Genomic DNA, 14115 nt, shown 5'->3' with positions numbered 1-14115 from the left:
GTGAATGGTTAATCCAAAAACTGTAAAGCTATAGGCGGATAAGACCTTTCTAAAAACGATCAATCTCCTTGCGTACCCGGAAGCAGGAGTACTTTGAACATTTAAAACGCTTCTGCATGATTCTAGATCCAATTATTCAAGACTTGAAAGGCAAAGGTTTTATATAAGTTGTGAGTATGGAATTTATAAATTAGTTTTTGCGCACCCGTATATCCCATAATATAGAACTAGAAAATTTGCGCATTGGTAAGCAAATACTTTTGAAAAACAATAATCGGCCTTTTGCTTTCAGCAATCAATGATTTCTAAACACGCGTGATCCAATATTGGATAAGATGATTACCTATTTTTCATAATTTATACATACGTTAGCACTAAATCTATTGGAGATGGCTAAGGATCAAATTATTATTTATCAGATAGAGAACGGCAAAACCGCTATTGATGTAAAGATTGAGAATGACACTGTATGGCTAACTTTAAATCAGATTTCAGATCTATTTTACAAAAACAAATCAACGATTTCCAGGCATCTAAATAACATATACAAGGAAGAAGAATTGAAGCAAGAAGCAACTGTTGCAAAAAAAGCAACAGTTCAAAAAGAGGGAAATAGAATAGTAGAAAGAACAATTGAATATTATAATCTCGATGTTATAATCTCGATAGGTTATAGGGTAAATTCAAAGCAAGGCACTCAATTTCGAATTTGGGCGAGTAACGTTTTGAAGGAGTATCTCTTAAAAGGTTATGCTATCGACCAGAAACGGCTCAAAGAACAGCAAAAACATCTGAACGAACTTAAAAGTACGGTCAACTTATTAAGCAGTGTTTTAGCAAATAAGGAGCTGAATTCTGATGAAGCGACAGGCTTGCTAAGAGTAGTGACTGATTACGCTTATGCATTGGATATCTTGGATAAGTATGATCATCAACAGTTGAAAATTGAGGGGACAACCGCAATTGACTTATTTATAATAGACTACATAGAAGCAAAGCAAGCTATAACAGACCTAAAAGAAAAATTCGGAGGAAGTTCTCTATTTGGAAATGAAAAAGATCAATCCTTCAAAGGTTCTATCGCTGCCATATATCAAACATTTGGCGGTATAGATTTATATCCAAGCGTAGAAGAAAAGGCTGCAAACTTGCTGTACTTTGTAGTTAAAAACCATTCTTTCTCGGATGGTAATAAACGGATTGCCGCTTACCTTTTTGTTTGGTTTCTTGATAAAAATGACATCCTATATAAATCGGATGGTTCTAAACGCATTGCAGATAATGCACTGGTTGCACTGACCCTAATGATTGCTGAAAGCAAATCTGAAGAAAAAGAAATGATGGTAAAGGTGATTGTCAACTTGATTAACGTTAACAATTAGCAAAAAAACCTAAATTGCAGCAACCAAATATGCTACTACCATTCATTAAACCAAATCTATGCTTTTGAAAAATCCTACTACCGCTACCTCAATAAGCGATTCTGAATTACCCTATTTTATTAAACTTAAACTAGACACATCTTTAATAACAGAGGATTGGATTGCAAATAATGTTCCCTTTGAAGGTTTAGAGCAAATAGTTATTTTACACCTCAATGAAAACGAAAAAAATCAAAGAATATTCAAAAATCCAAAACACAAAAAAAAAATTAACAAAATACTTAGTAAGGGAATGTTACATTATGGAATCTGACATAACAGAAACCTACAAAACAAACGATGGTAGCATAGTCCTGAAAATGTCTTGTAAAAACATAATTAGAGTTGTCCGAAAAACTAAAAATAAAAAAATAGGAATGAAGGACCTATATACAACATTAAACTTCCAATTAGTTATAGATCCTTGCAAAGTACTACGCTCATTGACAGAAATCTCCATAAGCTTTAATCCATGTTAGCCTAGAATAATATATTATATCATCGTAAGAAAATTGAGATGACAATATAAAAATGCCTTCAGATATATCTGAAGGCATTTTTATAATTCCGATACAACTATTTTCGGAGAACCTATCCAATATTGGATAAGTTGGATGTACCCGGAAGCAGATTCGAACTGCCACGCCCGTAAGGCGCCACCCCCTCAAGATGGTGCGTCTACCAATTTCGCCACCCGGGTATATTTCCTGCAAATATATACTTATTCACAAGATAATGTCAAGCCATCATAAGCTAATTTCATATTTTCTGGCAATTCCTGCTCTACCTGGGCATGAAGACCCATATTGTGGCTGATATGCGTAAAATAGGTGGTCTCGGCCCCTACTTTCTTAGCAAAAGCAATGGCTTCTTCTAAAGTAAAGTGTGAGATATGATCTTCCTTTTGCAAGGCATTCAAAACCAATACATTGCAGCCCCGGATCTTTTCCAGAGTTGCATCGGATATCGTCTTTGCATCGGTGATATAGACGAAGTCTTTGATCTTGAAGCCCAGAATGGGAAGCTTGTAATGCATAATTTCAAGCGGCGTGATTTCGGTTTGCCCGATATGGAACGGCGCTGCGTCTATGGTATGCAGGGTTAACTGAGGCAGTCCGGGATATCGTATTTCTGAGAATATGTAGGAGAACTCCCGTTTCAGATTGTCCTGAACCTGTGTTGTTGCATAGATATCAATATCCTTCTTCAACAGATAGTTGAACGGCCTGATATCGTCGAGTCCGGCTACATGGTCGCGATGCTCATGGGTGTAAATGATCGCGTCAAGATCTTTTACATTTGCCCGCAGCATCTGGTATCTGAAATCGGGGCCGCTATCTATCACTATGGTCTTATCGCCGGTTTCTATAAGCACCGAAACACGTAGGCGTTTATCCCGGGCGTCGTCCGACTGGCATACGGCGCAGTTGCAGGTGATAACGGGAATGCCTTGGGAAGTTCCGGATCCTAGAATAGTGATTTTCAAAACAAATGATCTGCTTAGCGCTCAAACATAGAAAAAATTGCCGAAATATATTTATCTCAGATCAACAACTTCCACGCCCGGATATTTCTTGGCGTCGAAAGTGAATGTACTTTCGGGCACTTTAACATTGGGGACAAATGTTTTGATGTTATAATTATACTTGTTGCCGTTCTTATCGAAGATCAGGACGTTAGCAATACGTTTTGCGACTTTATCTATACTGAGCCGGATCTTGAAGTAAGCTTTTTTTGTGTCTATTGGCGCCAGATCTATCGTTTGATATACTTTGCCGGCCGACTTGCTTTCGCCGGTGTAAGTGTATTTAAAACCGCGCTCATAAATGGTAAACATCTTTGCCGGGTTTAAGGCGTCTGCACTTTGGTCGGCCTCCACAATCTGTACCTCTTTATCATCCTTCAAATAGGTCCACTGACTTTTACCATCACTGATCAGGTGCTGACTGGTCATTTCGATGCGGTATTTATTGGTTTTGGCGCGCACATAGAGTGTGCCTTGCTGTGATTCCCTGGTTTTAGACTGGGGATTATCCATGGTGAATGTGAAATCACTTTTCACCACATCGTACGAGCGGTATTTTTTGCTTACCTGGTCTAGTATAGCCTTTGCTTTAGCATCATTTTGGCCGTAGACAGCCACGGAGGCCATCATCGCAACTGCGGTCGACATCAATAATAAGGTCCTTCTCATCTTTTCTCCTTTATTTATTATTATCCAGGTCATTCAAGAACTGTTCCAAAGCGTATTCGTCAGGAATCAGTACTTCGCGCGCCTTACTTCCCTCAAACGGGCCAACGATGCCTGCCGCTTCAAGCTGATCGATGATACGACCTGCCCGGTTATAGCCGAGTTTAAGCTTGCGCTGTATGAGGGAGGTAGAGCCCTGCTGATGCATCACGATCAGTCTTGCTGCATCTTCAAACATCCCATCCCGGTCATTGGGATCAAAATCGAGTTTGGCGGATTCTGCCGCTTCGTCTATGTACTCCGGCAATTGATATGCTTCAGGATAGCCACGCTGTACGCCGATAAAATCTGAAATACGATCTACCTCAGGGGTGTCCACGAACGCACACTGTAAGCGGATCAGATCGTTGCCCGTAGAAAGCAGCATATCTCCCCGTCCGATAAGCTGGTCGGCCCCCCCGCTATCTAATATCGTCCTGGAATCTATTTTTGACAACACCCTAAAGGCAAGCCTCGCCGGGAAATTGGCTTTAATCGTTCCTGTAATAATGTTTACCGAAGGTCTTTGCGTAGCCAGAACAAGGTGTATACCTACCGCCCTGGCAAGCTGCGCAAGCCTGGCGATCGGGGTCTCAACCTCTTTTCCTGCGGTCATCATCAGATCGGCAAATTCGTCGACGATAAGCACAATATATGGCAGGAAGCGGTGCGAATTGTTCGGGTTCAGCTTACGCTTGATAAATTTATCATTGTATTCTTTCAGGTTCCTTACCTGTGCATCTTTAAGAAGATCGTAACGCTGATCCATTTCAATGCATAGAGAGTTCAGCGTGTTGATCACCTTCTTGGTATCGGTAATAATGGCATCAGCTTCGCCCGGAAGTTTGGCCAGGAAGTGCCGCTCGATCTTGTTGAACAAGGTAAGTTCCACTTTTTTCGGGTCGACCAGCACCAGCTTAAGCTGCGATGGATGTTTTTTGTAAAGCAGGGATACCAAAATAGAGTTGATACCAACGGATTTACCCTGACCTGTGGCTCCGGCGACAAGCAGGTGAGGCATCTTAGACAGGTCGGCAATGTAGACCTCGTTTGATATCGTTTTACCCAAGGCAATAGGCAGGTCCATAGCGGTCTGCTGGAATTTCTCCGTGGCCAGTATGCTGCGCATCGAAACCATCTCCGGATGAAGGTTGGGCACTTCGATACCTATGGTGCCCTTTCCGGGCATTGGCGCAATGATACGGATACCAAGGGCGGCCAGACTTAGTGCAATATCGTCTTCCAGGTTCTTGATCTTTGAAATTCTGACACCTGGTGCAGGGATAATCTCATACAGCGTAACGGTAGGCCCTATCGTTGCCTTGATTTTATCGATCTCAATATTATAATGATTGAGTGTTTCTACGATCTTGTTTTTATTGGCTTCAAGCTCGTCTGCGTTTACAGAGATTTTGTTGGAGCCGTAGTTTTCCAGGAGATCCAGATGGGGATACCTGTAGCTGGCCAGGTCTAAGGTCGGATCGTAGTGTCCGAACTGTTCGATAAGTTCCTCAGATTTCTTCTCCTCCTCGGTTTTTTCTACCGTGAGTTCCGGCTCTGCTTTAACCAGGGTTTCGGCAACAGGCAGGTTAACTTCAACTGGTAAAGGCACTGCAGGCGCCACTGCTGCCGGTAGCACTGCATCAGGCTCAAGTTCCGGTTCCCGTTCCGGCTCAAACCTTGAGGGAGCGATCACGACGTTCTGTTCCTTTTTACGCTGACTGCCCAGGCGGTCGTTCAGTGTAAATTCTACAGGCTCCGATCTGATTTCGTTTTCCAACTCAACGTGTTCGGGAACGTCAGGGACCATCTCATCCGCTTTGGGCTCCAATTTCCGCTCCGGCAATTTAAAATCGATGTTATAAGCGATAATCAAAACTGTGAGTGCCAGAAAGATGATCAGTCCGCCCACGCCCGCTGTGCCAATCTGCGCAACAAGCAGCTTGTTGGCCCAGTAACCAAACTCCCCTTCCACAAAATGTGGCGTATTGCTCATGAAAGCGTGCAAAAAACCGAGGGTCAGTGAAATGAAAATCAAAAAGAAAAGGCTGTAGGCGAGCATCTTTTCGATGGCAAAGATCTTTACCTTAAACAAAAGGCGGTATCCGATCACAAAGAAAATCATGATGAACAGGAACGAAGCCAGGCCAAACCATTCATAAATGAACTGATGGGCCAGCAGGGCACCAAGTTTGCCCAGCCAGTTTTGCACATCCGGATTGATATTTACGTTCTGCAGTTCTTCATAGGTTTTGAAAAGGTTGCCCCAGCCGCCGTTTGCATCAATCACATAACTATGATCGTCTTGCCAGGTAAACAGGTAGGAAGTAAATGCGATGAGAAAGTAAAGGGAAAATATAATAAATACCAGCCCGATTATTTTTACCAGCCTTCCGTCCTGGAGGTCGAGCGTAGGCAAAATATCCCTTTTTTCCGTTGTCCTTCGGGTGCCGCCCGACCGCACGCTTTGCTTGTCAACAGCCTCATTTTTAAATGAATTAGACTTAAACTGGTTTCCTCTTACCGCCATTTTTGGACTGAAAATAAATAATCAACAAACTTAGATAAACTGTTCAAGCCAAGCAACTTTATAAAAATAAATTAAAAACCTGAATAAGTCCTTTAAACCTTAGCATACGATGCCAGTCATATAAACAAAACACACAAAGTTTTTGAATTTTAGATATAGTTTTGTTTTAGGTAAAAAGCCCGCTTAATGGATGTTAAGCGGGCTTTTATTTACAGGTGTTAAATATCCCATACCTTTAGCCTGATCCTTTTCACATATCTTCTAACATCAAGTACGATAGCGGCCATGATATAAAAAATAATGGGAAAGCCCACGGCAAGGAAAGAGGAGTAGATAAAAAACAGCCTGATCTTACTTATAGACATACCTAAATAACCGGCAAGCTTTGTGCAAACGCCGAAACTTTGCTTTTCGAAAAACGTAAGGATTCTCTGGAACATGCCTATTGCTTTAATATCTTTATTCCAATACCACAATTTAAACATTTCTTTTGTTTGCAGTAGTATTTATTTAATTGTAATAACGCCTGAGATTCAAATGCATTGTTTGGCGTCAGACCGGCATCGGCATATTTTTTCAGGATGGCATTGCTTTCGGGCTGAATAGCGTCGAGAAAGTGTAGTGCACGGTCTATGTATTTAGGCTGACCAGTATGTTTGCCAAAAGCAAACAGCACATAGCAGCAGGTGTTGATCGCAATGTTCTCAACAGAGCCTATGCCCGGCTGAAGGCTTCTCTCGGCCGCAGGTTTCCCGAAATGGCAGTGCGTACGCCAGTATGGGTAGACGGGCAGATCGCTGAACAACTTATATAAGGTCTTTAAGTCGCGGCAGGCAGTAACCTTTGAAAATATACCGGCTGATTTCCGGATGCAGGCTGAGAATTGTGCAAGACGTATGGTGGGAAAACTATGGGGACGCATCCTCAAAAATTTCCATAAGGACTTGTCGATACTGCAGAGCTGATACTTGGTCTTCAAGAAGCCATACATGCTCCTTAGCCGGGCCGGATAATCCTCGGAAAAGGATTGATCAAGAAAACCGGCCTGACCAAATATCAATGCTTCAATCTCGAGGGGCCGGTGGGCATGCCTGGCCAGAATGTGGCTGGGCAAACTGCAGGCCAATAGCTCAAATGGTGCCGCATTTACATTAAATCCGAAGTTTCTGGCAAGGGTAATATAAAAGGTCTCACTCCAATCACCCTTTGTACGCTTTAAGGTATTCAGAATTTCGGCCGACTTTTCCTGGAGGCGGGTGACCATCATTCTGGATAATGTACTTTCGATAGCGATCCGGGGAACCTGACCGATCAGCGCCTCGCATGGAAATTTACTTGCCGCACCGATCAGCTGTTTGTATTTATAGCCAAGAGCTTCGTCGAACAAACCCCTGAGGCATAAAACGGGAATCTCAGTTCCGTCCTGACGGGAGATATTCATATCGTGATCATAGACGACATGAAGGATGACCGGATCGTATGCTGCATTTAGATGGTGACGATGCAAAAGCCAGTCGGACGATCGGGTATGAACTTCTACGTCACCCACCCACAGTGTATTGGAAATAACGATGCGGGCATGGTTAAAGTCGGGCCCAGCGTGCTGGTTGAGCATGCCTGGCTTCTGGATCTCAATCTGCCGGCCGTCGACGCAGAAAAGTTGCCCGGGTCTGATCAATCTGTGCTGCCATATAAACTGCAGCAGCCCTTCCGAGATATACATGCAGCGAACTTAATCGAATTGCATGTTTCGGAACAACCCGCCTGCCTACTTTATTTGAGCGGCCTCCAGGATTTGCTGCATTTCCTGCTGAAGTTTTAACGCCTCTTCACGGGCTTTCTCAGCGAAATCTTCCCCTTTGCCGGCATAGATGATGGAACGGGCAGCGTTTACGAGCAAACCACAGTCGGGCGTAAGGCCATACTTGCACACCTCGCTGAGGCTTCCGCCTTGTGCACCCACGCCAGGTACGAGTAAAAAGTGATCGGGAGCCAGTTTACGAACCGCAGCAAATTCTGCTCCCCGGGTAGCTCCTACCACGTACATCATCTGCTCACTCCCGCCCCAACTGGCCGAAGTGCGGATCACTTCTTCATAAAATTTACCATTTTGCGATTCAAGCAACTGAAAATCGCTGTGCCCTGCATTGGAAGTTAGGGCCAGCAGGATGACCCATTTGTCTTTATAGTTGAGGAATGGCCCTACAGAATCATGTCCCATATATGGGGCTACCGTAACGGCATCAAAGCTCATTCCCGATTTATCCTGATTGAAAAATGCTTCGGCATACATCGAAGAGGTGTTCCCGATGTCGCCCCGCTTGGCGTCTGCAATGGTTAATACATCTTTTGGAATGTATTCCCAGGTCTGCATAAGCGTCTGCCAACCCACTAAGCCCATACATTCGTAAAAAGCTGTATTGGGCTTATAGGCAACGCAAAGGTCTTTCGTAGCGTCGATGATTTGCTTGTTAAACTCCAGAACAGGGTTGTCGTATTTCAGCAAATGCGGCGGCAGGTTTTCCTTAACCGGATCCAAACCTATGCATAAGAATGACTTTTTGATTTTAATTTGTTCAATGAGTTGCTGCTTGTTCATCACTTGCTTATTTTGCGCAAAGATGTCGATTTTAGAAATTATTTCGGGAGTTTACCGGAACTTTACACCGAATTTATTTTCAGTTTTTCTTGGAGTTTCGGCGACAAATACATACAATTGCACCATAATTCTCTAAAAGTTTATCTGGGCATTCAGAAAATCTCATTAAAATCTTGTTATCAAAAATTTTTAATAACTGCATTTTCTGCCTTGTTCGCTGGTAAACCCTGAAAAAAATTCTCGACAACTACATAATGTTTAACAAAACGGAATTAAACGAAAAACTCACGGCTGAATTGCGTGAGATTGCAAAATCAAAAGGTATTCTTAACGCTGAGGAGCTTCGAAAAGCGGAGCTGGTTGAAATCATTGCCCAGATATCTGAACAGGAATCTGGAAGCGACAAACAGGAAAGGGTTCCTGCAAGCAAACCTGTAAAAGCTGCGGCATCTGGCGAGGCTTTGGCGGAGAAGCCTGCCCGGAAGAGAATCCGCATAAACAAGGATGAGGACGGTCCGAAAACCAGGCCTTTCAACAACGCATCTTTATTTGAAGAACAGAAAGCACCTGTTGCGGCCGAACGTGTTGCAGAACCTGCTGCTGCAATGGATGGATCTGCAGCCGGTGACGCACTTGAAATGCCGAGAGCGGAAGTCGCAGTTGACAAGACTGCTGAACCTGCAACTGAAGTAAACCGCGCGGCAGCACCTGAAAAAAAGCCAAACCCGAATAAAGACGGCAACAAACCTAAAGGTCAGCCAGGAAACAATACCTCCAAACAGATCGAGAACAGCTACTCGAACCTGGATTTTGATAATACCATTACCAATGAGGGCGTATTGGAAATTATGCCTGATGGCTATGGCTTCCTGAGATCTGCCGATTATAACTATCTGTCGTCTCCTGATGATATATATGTATCTCAATCGCAGATAAAGCTATTCGGCTTAAAAACCGGTGATACTGTAAAAGGCAGCATCCGTCCGCCAAAAGAGGGTGAGAAGTATTTTCCTCTCGTCCGGGTTGAGACCATCAACGGACGCCTTCCTGCTGATGTGAGGGATCGTGTACCTTTTGACTATCTGACGCCTTTGTTCCCAACTGAGCGACTGAACCTGTTTACCGAGACCAACAACTATTCTACCCGGATTATAGACCTCTTTACACCAATAGGTAAAGGGCAGCGCGGACTTATCGTGGCGCAGCCAAAAACGGGTAAGACCAATTTGCTTAAAGAGGTTGCCAACGCCATTGCGAAGAACCACCCAGAGGTGTATCTTATCATCTTATTGATAGATGAGCGTCCGGAAGAGGTTACCGACATGGCGCGCAGTGTACGTGCGGAGGTGATTGCGTCAACTTTTGATGAACCGGCCGACAGGCACGTTAAGATTGCGAACATTGTTCTGGAGAAAGCTAAGCGTCTGGTTGAATGCGGTCATGATGTGGTCATTCTGCTCGACTCGATCACCAGGCTGGCGCGTGCTTACAATACCACCGCTCCTGCTTCGGGTAAGATTTTGTCTGGTGGTGTAGACGCGAACGCTTTGCATAAGCCTAAGCGCTTCTTTGGTGCAGCAAGAAATATCGAAAAAGGCGGATCGCTAACCATACTGGCTACTGCGCTTACCGATACCGGTTCCAAAATGGATGAGGTTATCTTTGAGGAATTCAAAGGTACCGGTAACATGGAACTTCAACTGGATCGTAAATTATCGAACAAGCGTATTTTCCCTGCTGTGGATATTACCGCATCGAGCACAAGACGCGACGACCTGCTGCATGACAGAGATACATTACAACGAGTTTGGATTTTGCGTAACCACCTGGCCGACATGAATTCACAGGAAGCTATGGAGTTTGTGCAGCAGCAGATTCGCGGTACAAAGAGCAACGAGGAGTTCCTTATTTCCATGAATAGCTAAGGCTGAATGATAAAAAAATACATCCCGAATGCAATTACCTGTGCAAATCTTTTCTCAGGCTGCATCGGGATTATTTATGCCTTTAACGGCGCGCTGGAAACAGCCGCATATTTCGTGCTGCTGTCAGGCCTGTTCGATTTCTTCGACGGGATGGCGGCACGATTGCTCCATGTGAAGTCGGCCATCGGGAAAGAACTGGATTCTCTGGCCGACATGGTAAGCTTCGGCTTTCTCCCCGGTGTTGTCATGTACATGTTGCTTAAGGAGAGTGACTTTACGAGTGCGTATGTGCCCTACCTGGGTTTTATGATCACGATATTTTCTGCCTTGAGGCTGGCTAAGTTCAATATAGATACCAGGCAGACGGAAGATTTTATAGGCCTGAATACGCCTATGAACACTTTATTTGTGGTCTCCCTGCCTTTTATCGGGCGGGACTACCCGGAGGTCACCGGCTCAACGCTACTGCTTCTGGGCCTTACTGCTGTGCTAAGCTGGCTGTTGGTTAGCGAAATCAGGATCTTTTCCCTGAAATTCAGTTCCACGCAATGGGAGGCAAATAAGATAAAGTATATATTCCTGCTGGTGTCTGCTATCCTGATTGTGGCTTTACAATTTGTGGCGGTTCCTTTTATACTGCTGCTCTACATTGCTTCGTCGATACTGCACTTCAGAAAGGCCTGATCCTACAACTGACGCTGCATCTCGCTTCTTGCCTGGTCAAGCTGCACGTATAAGATTTCTGTGAACGCGGAGATTTCCTGTATAGCGGCAGGAAGGCGGTCAAGATCTGAGCCTTCTTTTGCGCTGGTCTCAATCCACTGCATATATGTTTTGGCGTCGGCCCGTCCTACATAGGTAAAGGTAGGTTTAATTTTATGTGCACTAGCCGCTACCCTCGACCAGTCTTTAGCGGCCACAGCGCTCTGCAATTCTTCGATGTAAGCGGGCGTCTGCTGCTTAAAGAGATCGATCATTTCTATAATGAATTCAGGGCTGTCGCCCGCCATTTCCCGTAAATAGGAAAGATCAAGGGGTTCGTTATTCTTTTGCGCATCAATCATATACAAAACTATGAATTAATCCGGGACACAGACAAATTATCTCCCAGGCCCTGTAATAATTCTGCGACAGACTTATTCAGCACCGGGTGCATGCGTTGCGGGGCAATTTCAGACAAGGGCTCGAGTACAAATCTCCGCCTTTGCATTTCCGGATGCGGGATTTGCAAGCGACCGGGCAGATCAACAACCTCATTATCATACAAAATGATATCGATATCGATCAGCCTCGCTCCCCATTTCTCCTTCCTCACCCTTCCCAGCTCTTCTTCAATGAGAAGCGCAGCTTCTAATACAGCCAGCGGCGCAAGTGTGGTCTTCACCGCTACGGCTATATTCAGAAACGACTCCTGATCTTCCTTGCCCCAGGCGGCAGTATGATATACAGCAGAACGCGATACCACCCGACCGATAGTTTCTTCTACCTTTTTCAGCGCATTTTCGATTAGCTTTTCCCTATCTCCCATGTTACTGCCAAGTAACAAAAAGACATTTCCTGACTCCAATTTCATACAAGCCCTTGAGGGCGATTTTACTTATATTTACAAATTAAACATATAACCAGTAGATGAGAGAATTTTTTAAGTACGTTTTTGCAACCATCGTTGGCGTGGCCATTTCAGGCGCAATACTATTTGCCATTGCTTTGGGTCTTTTTATCGGTCTGGTATCTACGCTGGACGATGAGAGTGTATCGGTGGTCGACAACAATACAGTTTTGTATTTAAACCTCGATCAACAGATTCTGGAGCGTACGCCGAGTGATGCTTTTGCCAATCTCCCGATTATTGGTACCGACGGCGAAAAACGCATAGGTTTCTACGATATTATTAAGGCCTTAAAAAAGGCGAAGGATGATGACCGGATTGAATGTGTTTACGTTAGCGCAAGTATGCCCCAGGCGGGGTTTGCGACGCTTAAGGAGATTCGCGATGCGCTGGCTGACTTTAGGAAGAGCGGTAAAAAAGTAATTGCTTACAGCGAAGTTTACACCCAAAATGCCTTTTACGTAGCCTCGGTGGCCGATAAAGTATACCTTAATCCGCAAGGTGCACTGGAGCTGAAGGGGTTTAGCAGTAAGATCATGTTTTTTAAAGGTGCACTGGATAAGCTTGGTATCGAGGCGCAGATTGTTCGTGTGGGCAGCTATAAAAGCGCTGTAGAGCCCTTCATGGCCGAAGGCATGAGCGACAAAAACCGCGAACAGGTATCCGCTTATCTTAATGGCCTTTATAATACCTTCCTCCAGGGGATCGGGTCTGCAAGAAAAATAGCAGTAGCCGATCTGCATGATATGGCCGACAACTATAAGATTCAGCAGCCTTCCGATGCGCTGAGCGCTAAACTGGTAGACGGGCTGAAATATAAGGACGAAGTGCTTGATGAATTAAGAACGCTTAGCGGTAAAGAAAAAGACAAGGATTTAAACACCATTACCATAAATGAGTATGCCAAAAACGCGAAAGCGGAGACTGGGGCTGGTAAAAAACGGGTAGCAGTAATTTACGCAAACGGAGATATCATGGGCGGCGAGGGGTCTAATGAAGAGATCGGATCTGAGCGGCTTTCCAGGGCAATCAGAAAAGCACGAACGGATTCTATGGTTCATGCCATCGTTTTGAGGGTTAATTCCCCCGGTGGAAGTGCCCTGGCATCCGACGTGATCTGGCGCGAAGTCCTGCTTGCCAGGAAAGTGAAGCCTGTGATCGCTTCTTTTGGTGACGTTGCAGCTTCGGGCGGATACTATATTGCCTGTGCTGCAGATTCTATTTTTGTGCAGCCGAACACCATAACAGGTTCCATCGGCGTCTTCGGCGTTATCCCTAACCTTCAAAATCTGCTTAACAACAAGCTGGGCATTACTTTCGACGGGGTTAAAACCGGTAAATATGCAGATATTATGAGCATGGAAAGGCCGATGACATCGGGTGAGCGTCTTATTGTGCAAAACGACGTGAACCGGGTATACGACAGTTTCCTGAGCAGGGTTGCAGAGGGACGTAAAAAGAGCAAATCTTATGTAGACAGCATTGCCGGCGGACGCGTTTGGGTGGGTACCGACGCCGTAAAGATTGGTCTGGCCGACCGCACAGGAAGTTTTAACGAGGCCATTGCTGCAGCTGCTAAGAAGGCAAACCTCAAGGAATACCGGGTTGTGGAATATCCTGAAATGCTTAGTCCGATCAAATCATTGATGGATGGCGGCACAGATAAAGTTAAGGCCTATTTTGCGGAACGCGAACTGGGCGAGCACTACACTGTTTATCAAAAGCTTAAATCAGCATTATCAAAAACCGGCGTCCAAACGCGCTTACCATTCCATATATTTATTCAATAATTTTTTGTTTC

General features: G+C 44.5%; 13 protein-coding genes and 1 tRNA gene. 5 read left to right on the top strand and 9 right to left on the bottom strand.

The features are described 5' to 3' along the window. The first annotated feature begins 389 nt into the window (after positions 1 to 389). Positions 390 to 1382, top strand: a complete 993-nt coding sequence (locus J3P40_RS09115; RefSeq protein ID WP_256004829.1) for a virulence RhuM family protein/type II toxin-antitoxin system death-on-curing family toxin — start codon at positions 390 to 392, stop codon at positions 1380 to 1382. A 58-nt stretch (positions 1383 to 1440) separates the two neighbouring features. Beyond that, positions 1441 to 1695 carry a hypothetical protein gene (locus tag J3P40_RS09110; protein ID WP_256004828.1) on the top strand — a complete coding sequence of 85 codons (255 nt, stop codon included), beginning with the start codon at positions 1441 to 1443 and terminating at the stop codon, positions 1693 to 1695. Positions 1696 to 2038: 343 nt separating this feature from the next. On the opposite strand, the gene J3P40_RS09105 is transcribed toward J3P40_RS09110, so the two are convergent. The 7 genes from J3P40_RS09105 to pyrF all read right to left on the bottom strand — a co-directional run bounded on the left by J3P40_RS09105 (position 2039) and on the right by pyrF (position 8780). Continuing rightward, positions 2039 to 2121: transfer RNA gene (locus J3P40_RS09105), tRNA-Leu, on the bottom strand. 21 nt (positions 2122 to 2142) lie between these two features. Beyond that, positions 2143 to 2907, bottom strand: a complete 765-nt coding sequence (locus J3P40_RS09100; protein ID WP_256004827.1) for an MBL fold metallo-hydrolase — start codon at positions 2905 to 2907, stop codon at positions 2143 to 2145. 51 nt (positions 2908 to 2958) lie between these two features. Then, positions 2959 to 3615 (bottom strand): outer membrane lipoprotein periplasmic chaperone LolA1, encoded by a 657-nt coding sequence (gene lolA1, locus J3P40_RS09095; protein WP_256004826.1) that lies wholly within the window; start codon positions 3613 to 3615, stop codon positions 2959 to 2961. Positions 3616 to 3625: 10 nt separating this feature from the next. Then, positions 3626 to 6181 carry an FtsK/SpoIIIE family DNA translocase gene (locus tag J3P40_RS09090; protein WP_256004825.1) on the bottom strand — a complete coding sequence of 852 codons (2556 nt, stop codon included), beginning with the start codon at positions 6179 to 6181 and terminating at the stop codon, positions 3626 to 3628. A 218-nt stretch (positions 6182 to 6399) separates the two neighbouring features. After that, positions 6400 to 6621 carry a PspC domain-containing protein gene (locus tag J3P40_RS09085; protein ID WP_256004824.1) on the bottom strand — a complete coding sequence of 74 codons (222 nt, stop codon included), beginning with the start codon at positions 6619 to 6621 and terminating at the stop codon, positions 6400 to 6402. A gap of 2 nt (positions 6622 to 6623) precedes the next feature. Then, positions 6624 to 7904, bottom strand: a complete 1281-nt coding sequence (locus J3P40_RS09080) for a DUF2851 family protein (RefSeq protein ID WP_256004823.1) — start codon at positions 7902 to 7904, stop codon at positions 6624 to 6626. A 45-nt stretch (positions 7905 to 7949) separates the two neighbouring features. Then, positions 7950 to 8780, bottom strand: coding sequence for an orotidine-5'-phosphate decarboxylase (gene pyrF / locus J3P40_RS09075; RefSeq protein WP_256004822.1), 831 nt, complete (start codon positions 8778 to 8780; stop codon positions 7950 to 7952). Between the two features lie 254 nt (positions 8781 to 9034). On the opposite strand from pyrF, the gene rho reads away from it, so the two are divergent. Both rho and pssA read left to right on the top strand, forming a co-directional pair. After that, complete coding sequence (gene rho / locus J3P40_RS09070; protein WP_256004821.1) at positions 9035 to 10705, top strand: transcription termination factor Rho; 1671 nt, start codon at positions 9035 to 9037, stop codon at positions 10703 to 10705. Between the two features lie 6 nt (positions 10706 to 10711). Beyond that, entirely contained in the window at positions 10712 to 11389 is a 678-nt protein-coding gene (pssA, locus tag J3P40_RS09065) for a CDP-diacylglycerol--serine O-phosphatidyltransferase (protein WP_256004820.1), read from the top strand. A gap of 2 nt (positions 11390 to 11391) precedes the next feature. On the opposite strand, the gene J3P40_RS09060 is transcribed toward pssA, so the two are convergent. Together J3P40_RS09060 and folK are read right to left on the bottom strand one after the other, a co-directional pair. Then, the gene (locus tag J3P40_RS09060; RefSeq protein WP_256004819.1) at positions 11392 to 11769 is read right to left on the bottom strand and encodes an Hpt domain-containing protein; all 378 of its coding nucleotides are present in this window, start codon (positions 11767 to 11769) and stop codon (positions 11392 to 11394) included. 8 nt (positions 11770 to 11777) lie between these two features. Continuing rightward, on the bottom strand, positions 11778 to 12278 hold the full coding sequence (folK, locus tag J3P40_RS09055) for a 2-amino-4-hydroxy-6-hydroxymethyldihydropteridine diphosphokinase (protein WP_256004818.1): 501 nt from the start codon (positions 12276 to 12278) through the stop codon (positions 11778 to 11780). Positions 12279 to 12334: 56 nt separating this feature from the next. On the opposite strand from folK, the gene sppA reads away from it, so the two are divergent. Then, positions 12335 to 14104: a signal peptide peptidase SppA gene (sppA, locus tag J3P40_RS09050; RefSeq protein WP_256004817.1), complete on the top strand. Its 1770-nt coding sequence runs from the start codon at positions 12335 to 12337 to the stop codon at positions 14102 to 14104. Positions 14105 to 14115: the final 11 nt, after the last annotated feature.

Origin of the sequence: Pedobacter deserti (genome assembly GCF_024436415.1) — a bacterium.
Taxonomy (GTDB): Bacteria; Bacteroidota; Bacteroidia; order Sphingobacteriales; family Sphingobacteriaceae; genus Pedobacter; species Pedobacter faecalis.
The sequence above is the reverse complement of the archived record's forward strand: the minus strand, read 5'-3'. Positions and strand labels throughout refer to the sequence as shown.